This window comes from Halosimplex yunnanense, assembly GCF_054504345.1.
The window spans coordinates 88499-95004 of the sequence record NZ_JBTJEL010000023.1; the positions used below are offsets into that span (position 1 = coordinate 88499).

A 6506-nucleotide genomic window follows, 5' to 3' on the forward strand; every position below is an offset into this window, starting at 1 on the left:
GGATTCGAGCCGATGACTGCACGCTGGCTGTACTCGTGGGGGCTCGGATCGGTCGCGTTCGGCGGCGCCTCGCTGCTCGTGCCGCTCTACATCGTGCAACTTGGCGCCTCGCCCGTCCAGCTCGGGCTGCTGGCGTCGTCCGCCGCGGTCGTCGGTGCGCCCGGCGCGATCGCGTTCGGTCGGCTCGCCAACCGGGTCGACCACCGCCGCTCGCTCGTCCTCGCGACGCTCGCGACGGTCGCCGTCGCGCTCGCTGTGATCCCGCTGTTGACCAGCGTCGACGCGATCATCGCCGCCAACGCGGCCCTGTGGCTGGTCGTCTCGTCGGTCGCCCCCGTGCTGACGATGGTCGTCGTCGACGACGCGCCGGAGGCCGCCTGGAGCGAGCGGATCGGCCTCCTCAACAAGTACCAGGGGTACGGCTGGGCCGGCGGGCTCGTGCTCGGGACGGTCTGGCCGCTCGTCGGCGTCCGCTTTTTCGGACCGGACACGGCCACTCGCGCGCTGTTCTGGCTGCTCGCTGCCTGCGCCGGCGCGAGCGCGCTCGGCGCCGCTCGAACGCTGCCCCGGCCCGCGTCTGATGCCCACGTCACGAGCGAGCGGAAGGTACGTCGGATCGCGCGACTTGTGACGGGTTCCCGCCGCAACGTCAAGGGGGCCACGTTCGCGTTCTCGCCGAACCGGCTGTACTGGACGACGCGGGAGTTCTCACCCCGGCGGGCGCTCGCTCGCCTCGATCCCGCGCTGGCGACGTATCTCGTCGCCGCCACGCTCTTTTCCACCGGTTTCGCCGCCTTCTGGGCGCCGTTGCCGCTCTTCTTCACCGACGTCGGGTTCGACTCGGGGCAGGTGTTCGCCCTGTACCTGGTGTCGAGCCTCGCGTCCGCGGTCCTCTACGAGGGCGCCGGCCGGCTCGCGTCGCGGTACGACGTCCGGTTGATCCAGTCGGTCGCCCTCGTCGCTCGGGGGCTCTTCTTCCCCGCTATCGCGCTCGTGGCCGGGATCGAGGCGCTGTCGGCCAGCCTCGGCGCTGCGGGCGTCGGGCTGGCCGCGATCGGTTTGACCTGGGCGGTCATCGCGGTAGTCGGGACGGCCATCGTCACGCGGCTCGCGCCCCCGAGCGTTCGCGGTGACATCCTCGGCGTCCACACCGCGCTGGTCGCCGTCGCCGGAGGGGTAGGCGGCCTGCTCGGCGGCTGGGCGGCGACGTTCGGGTACGTCACGGCCTTCGGCGTCGCGGGCGCGCTCGTGCTCCTCGGTGGCGGACTCGTCTTCTCCCTCCGCGCGCTGTCGGGCGGGGCCCGAGCGCTCGAACCGGTGGCCGACGCAGTGATCGACCGAGCTGGACCGGGAACGGCGCTGTCGACTGTAACTCCCGACGAGGACGGACAGACGGACTGACTGTGACCGACCGAACAGCGTGGTCGTAAACTGGATACCCCCAGAGAAATCCGTTCAGACGTCGTCGAGCGAGAACGCGTCGAACTTCCGGACGGCGTAGACGTAGCCGCCACCCCCCGACGTCCCGACGACCGCCGCGTACACGAGCCAGGCGACGGCCAGCGGAGTCCCGGTCGTCCCGTGGACGGTGTACCAGACGAGGAGAATGCCGACCGCGCTGACGGCGACGCTCCCGAAGAAAAAGCCCAGGACGGCGATCATCGACGGGTGCGCGCGCTCGACGCTCATGTACTCCCGGCGCTCGAACTTCGGTATCAGTGCGCCGGCGCCCAGCGCGGTTCCCGCACCGGCCGCGGCGAGGAGCAGCGACAGCAGCGACAGCCCGACTGCCGTCGGGAGGCCGTAGACGATCACTGCGACGGAGGCCCCGATTCCGAGCGCGACCGCTACCCCTGGGACGGCACCGGCGAGCGCGCGTCCCCGGAGCAGGACGGCGGTCGACGGGGTACTCGTCAACAGGAGCGGCAACTGGTCGCGGTCGTCACCCAGCGGATTCAGGCAGTAGGCCGCGCCGCTGAGCGTGACGCCGAGGACGACCGCGGCGCCGGGGCCGAGCACGCGGAGCGACTGCGGGTCGGTGAACACCGACCCGACCATCCCCAGCGCGCCGAACAGGAGCGGTCCGAGGTGGGCGAGGGTCCGCGGGTCGCGGCGCGTCCGGAGCAGGTGACGCCAGGCCACGCGCGCCGACGGTGACGCGGTGAACGGCCACGGGACGCTCCGACTCCGGCCGCCGGTGGCCTCCCCGTCGGCACCGCTCTCGAACTCGCCGAGGAGCAACCGCCGCTCCAGTCGGAGCACTGCAGCGGATCCGACGGGGATCGCGGCCAGAAGCACGAACGCGGTGAGAACGCCGATCGGCCGTCCCGTAGAACCGAGGGGGTCGAACGCGATGCTCGCGTAGGCCTGCAGCGGCGCTCCCGGCAGGAGTACGGGGATCGCGAACGCTCCGAGCCCGTCGGCCCCGTCGAGTCGGGACCGGACGAACACCTGCGATCCGACGTATGCGACGACCGTGACGATGACGAACAGTATCGCCTTCGTCCACAGGGAGACCCCGAGACGTCGGTTCGCGAACTTGAGCAGGTCCCCGAACACGCGACCGGCGAGGTGCGCCGCGAGGGCGACCGGTAGCGCTGCCGTGACGAGGACGAGCGGCACGAGTGGGTTCCCGGCTCCGACGGCGACGATCGCCAGCAGGACGACCGCAGTCGGGACGACTGTCGCCGTTCCCTGGAGCGTCTCGGCGGCGAATCGGCCGATCGCGACCGCCCGCGGCGGGATCGAGGTACGGACGAGTGGACCGACGGTTCCCAGCCGGTTCTGCGAGAGCGCGCTCGCACCGCCGAGATACAGCCCTCCGACGGCGACGGTCGTGAGGACGGCGCCCGTCTGTCCCGTCGGGACGGGAGCACTCGCCAGGGCAGCGCCGTAGTCGAGCGCCGATTCGGAAACGATCAGCGGGAATCCGACGCCGAACATGACGCCCAGAAACGCGAGCGCGAGGAGCTGTCGGGGCTCACCCCGGATGTGCCGAACGCGCGCCCGGAGTTCTGTCCGGACGAGCACGCCCGCGTCGCGGACGTCTGAGCGCAGGTCGCTCCCGTTCGGGTCGGACGAGGCGAGCGAGTCAGCCGAAGTCGTCTCAGGGATCCCGGTCATTGCTGCCAGGCCGCCTCGGGATCGCTGGTCAGCGCCAGGAACGCGTCTTCGAGGTCGGCGTCACCGTCCTCCCGCTCGGCGCCCGAGACGAGGTCCTCGGGCGGGCCTTCGGCCACGAGTCGCCCCTCATGGAGGACGCCCACGACGTCGGCGATCTCCTCGACGACGGGGAGGATGTGCGTCGAGAGGAAGACGGTAGTGTCCTCGGCAGTCAGGGCCAGTACCTTCTCGCGGAGCGTCCGGGCCGCACGCGGGTCCAGCCCCGACGTCGGTTCGTCGAGAAAGACCACGTCGGGTTCGTGCTGGATCGCCTGGACGAACGCCGTCTTCTGGCGCATTCCCTTCGAGTATCCGTCGATCCGGCGATCGAGGTCGGCTGTGAGGCCGAGCGCGTCACACAGGTCGAGGGCGCGGTCGGCGACCGCGTCCCACGTCGTGGCCCGTAGATCCGCGGCGAACTGGAGCTGTTCGCGGCCGGTGAGTTCGTCGTAGAGCGGGGGCTTCTCGGGGAGCAGACCGATACGGTCGACGAGTCGCCGACGGTCCGAACTGGGGACGCCGGCGACCGTCGCCTCGCCGTCCGTCGGCTCGACCAACCCGGTCAGGACGCGCATCGTCGTCGTCTTTCCCGCGCCGTTGGGACCGAGAAACCCGTAGACTACGCCGGGGTCTATCCGCAGGTCAAGCGAGTCGACGGCGACCGTCGATCCGTATCGCTTCGTCAGGCCGCTCGTCGAGAGCGCGGCGGAGGGCTCGCTCATCGAGTGAAATGTCGACGAATCGCGTGGAAAATGTTTGGATGCCTCGAGGATCTCCACCTGACCGCGCTGTTTTCACTGGGTCGTCGACTCCGACTCCGGATTCGGAACTCACCATCCGTATATCCATATGCGGTTTATCAACGACATTTCCGCGCTTAGACGCCCATATCCGGATAGTTTCGGCATTCCGGGAGAGGTTCCCGGTGGTCGCGATTACGCTGATAATCACGATCACAACATCCTGATTTGTTACCGGTCCGGGCCGCACAGATCCCGGCCGCGCGGCGGAACGCCCCTGCAAGGCCCGGCAACGGCGTTATCTCGGACTAACGCGAACTGAATCCATGGTCCGAACACGGACGGCACTCGGTGTCATCGGCGGGCTCGGGGCTGCGGTGGGCGCGTGGAACGTCTATCAGCGGCGGACGACCGAAACGGTCCCCTACACGACCGTCGCCCGACTCGACGACGTCGAACTCAGGCGGTATCCCGCGTCCGTCCGCGCGGAGACGGTCGCTCCGACCAGAAACGCGGCCTTCAGACGGCTCTTCCGCTACATCTCGGGGGACAACGAGAGCGACGCCGAGGTCTCGATGACTACTCCCGTCGAGGTCGCCGACACTGAGGGAGATGCCAGTGGCCCACCGGCCGTGACAGTCTCCGGGCGTTCGATTTCGATGACCGCTCCCGTCGAAGCCGCGACGACCGAAGAGGGGGTTCGAATGACGTTCTATTTGCCCGCCGACTACGACGTCGAGTCGGCACCGCGGCCGACGGACGAATCCGTCGACCTCGTTGCGGTTCCCGAGCGGACGCTCGCGGTGCGGCGGTTCTCCTGGCGCCCGACGGATCGACGCGTCGATCGGGAAACCGAACGCCTCCTGTCGACGCTGGAGCGCGCCGGCGTGCCGACCGACGGCGACCCATTTTACATGGGATACGATGGGCCGGGAACCCTCCCGTTCCTCCGACGTAATGAAGTCGCAATCGCCGTCGAAGCCGAGTGAGCCGCGTCGGTCACGCCCATCTTGAAGTGTCCAACCCGCCTCCGTGCGGACTGATGACGAGCGGACGACACTGCACGGCGGAAAGCGGACGTAACCGGGAGCCCCGACGAATGCTGTCGCGTGAACCGGATCCGGAGATCGATGGCTGAACGCGCGGGTTCGACCCCGCTCGACGAGACGTTCGACCGCTACCTGCGGGACAAGGGGAAAGGTCGCGGCGGCGAGGGCGGGAACTACCGTCGGAACGCCGCGCGCGAACTCGACCGATTCCACGAGTGGGCGGCCGGCGACCGCGGCGCTGACTGGGACGGGATCACTCCTGCCGACATCGATCGAGGCCCAGTGTTCGCCGATCTCGACGAGCGCGTCTTCCGTGAGTACGCTCGTCACCTCGCGGCCGACCGCGGGCTGAAACAGAACACCGTCCGGACGTACTACGCCTACGTCTCCGCGTGGTGCGGCTGGTGCGTCAACGAAGGGTATCTGGAGGCCCACTACGCCCAGCGCGCGAGCGCGATGGCCCCTCTCCCCGACGACGACGGCCGCAAGCCCGGCGACCAGCAGGCCTGGACCGCCCAGCAACGCCACGCCATCACACACCACGTCGACGAACGCGCTCGCGACGCGGTCGATCGGTTCGCTGGCCTCCGCGGCATGACCTCCGACTCCGAGTTTGACCGGCTGGACCGACAGCGCGCCCGGTACGACGCGATCAGGGCCGCCCGCGACCGCGCGCTCGTGTTCGTCCTCGCGTACACCGCTGTCCGCGTCGGCGAACTCCTCCGCGATCCCGACGACCCGCGGCGCCGCGGCGTCCGCTGGGAAGACGTCGACCTCGACGACGGCCGCGTCACCGTCTACCGGAAGAAACAGCAGTGGGACGCCGCTGGTCTCCCCGATCCCGTCCACAGACCGCTCGCAACCTACCGCCGCCTACTCGATCCCCCTTCCGAGCGCTGGCCCGTCTTCCCGACGTTCGACCACCGGACGCTCGCGACGCTCGCCCGTGAAGAGCTGGCCGACCGCGGTCTCCGACCGGAAGAAATCGACGAGCGACGCGACGCGTTCGCCCGCGATCTCCTCCTCGCCCTCGATGAAGACATTTGCCCGCCGTCGATGACGACCGACGGCGCGCGATCGGTTCTTCGGCGACTTACTGACGAGGCCGGCATCGACGTCGACCATCCGAAACACGACTACCTCGCCCCCCACGGGGGCCGACGCGGGATGGGCGAAGTCCTCGTCCGCGCGTTCGGCTACACCGTCGCTGCCCGCTACCTCGACAACTCCGAGGAGATGGTCCGCGAACGGTACTCGCACATCGAAGCCGGTGAACTCGGCGACGTCGCGACCGAAGCGCTCGAAGACGTCGACGATCTCTAAGTGCGGACGAGTTTCTACGCGACACTGTTGGCACTCTGGAATAAATAACGAAAACCCCCGACCAGCGTTGAGACTGGTCGGGGGTAACGAACCCGGCCGGATGTGGCCGGAAATGAGTGGAGGCGGCGAATCAGGTTTCCCAGAGACTCTCGTACTCCAGTACTCGCCGAAACGCAGGCGGGCTTAACTTCCGTGTTCGGGATGGGTACGGGTGTAAACCCCGCCGCTATGG

At 68.9% G+C, this 6506-nt stretch carries 5 protein-coding genes and 1 rRNA gene; 3 read left to right on the forward strand and 3 right to left on the reverse strand.

The window, feature by feature from the left end; all coding sequences use genetic code 11:
- The first annotated feature begins 12 nt into the window (after window positions 1-12).
- A complete protein-coding gene (locus AB2U09_RS00810) occupies window positions 13-1401 on the forward strand; it encodes an MFS transporter (RefSeq protein ID WP_459190791.1) in 1389 nt (462 codons plus the stop codon).
- A gap of 54 nt (window positions 1402-1455) precedes the next feature.
- Here AB2U09_RS00810 and AB2U09_RS00815 read toward each other — a convergent pair whose 3' ends face one another.
- Window positions 1456-3123 (reverse strand): hypothetical protein, encoded by a 1668-nt coding sequence (locus AB2U09_RS00815; RefSeq protein WP_459190792.1) that lies wholly within the window; start codon window positions 3121-3123, stop codon window positions 1456-1458.
- Window positions 3120-3884, reverse strand: a complete 765-nt coding sequence (locus AB2U09_RS00820) for an ABC transporter ATP-binding protein (protein ID WP_459190793.1) — start codon at window positions 3882-3884, stop codon at window positions 3120-3122. Before AB2U09_RS00820 ends, AB2U09_RS00815 begins: the two co-directional genes overlap by 4 nt.
- 344 nt (window positions 3885-4228) lie before the next feature.
- Between AB2U09_RS00820 and AB2U09_RS00825 the strand changes: the two genes are divergently transcribed.
- Both AB2U09_RS00825 and AB2U09_RS00830 read left to right on the forward strand, forming a co-directional pair.
- Window positions 4229-4891 carry an SOUL family heme-binding protein gene (locus AB2U09_RS00825; protein ID WP_459190794.1) on the forward strand — a complete coding sequence of 221 codons (663 nt, stop codon included), beginning with the start codon at window positions 4229-4231 and terminating at the stop codon, window positions 4889-4891.
- A 141-nt stretch (window positions 4892-5032) separates the two neighbouring features.
- Window positions 5033-6274 (forward strand): tyrosine-type recombinase/integrase, encoded by a 1242-nt coding sequence (locus AB2U09_RS00830; protein WP_459190795.1) that lies wholly within the window; start codon window positions 5033-5035, stop codon window positions 6272-6274.
- Between the two features lie 117 nt (window positions 6275-6391).
- Here the strand turns inward: AB2U09_RS00830 and rrf are convergent.
- Window positions 6392-6506 (reverse strand): 5S ribosomal RNA (gene rrf, locus AB2U09_RS00835); the annotation flags it as partial.

Bases quoted from the DNA above. Each gene is read 5' to 3' on its own strand.
- AB2U09_RS00830 (WP_459190795.1), top strand. From the start codon at position 5,033: ATGGCTGAACGCGCGGGTTCGACCCCGCTCGACGAGACGTTCGACCGC.
- AB2U09_RS00815 (WP_459190792.1), bottom strand. From the start codon at position 3,123: ATGACCGGGATCCCTGAGACGACTTCGGCTGACTCGCTCGCCTCGTCC.
- AB2U09_RS00825 (WP_459190794.1), top strand. From the start codon at position 4,229: ATGGTCCGAACACGGACGGCACTCGGTGTCATCGGCGGGCTCGGGGCT.
- AB2U09_RS00820 (WP_459190793.1), bottom strand. From the start codon at position 3,884: ATGAGCGAGCCCTCCGCCGCGCTCTCGACGAGCGGCCTGACGAAGCGA.
- AB2U09_RS00810 (WP_459190791.1), top strand. From the start codon at position 13: ATGACTGCACGCTGGCTGTACTCGTGGGGGCTCGGATCGGTCGCGTTC.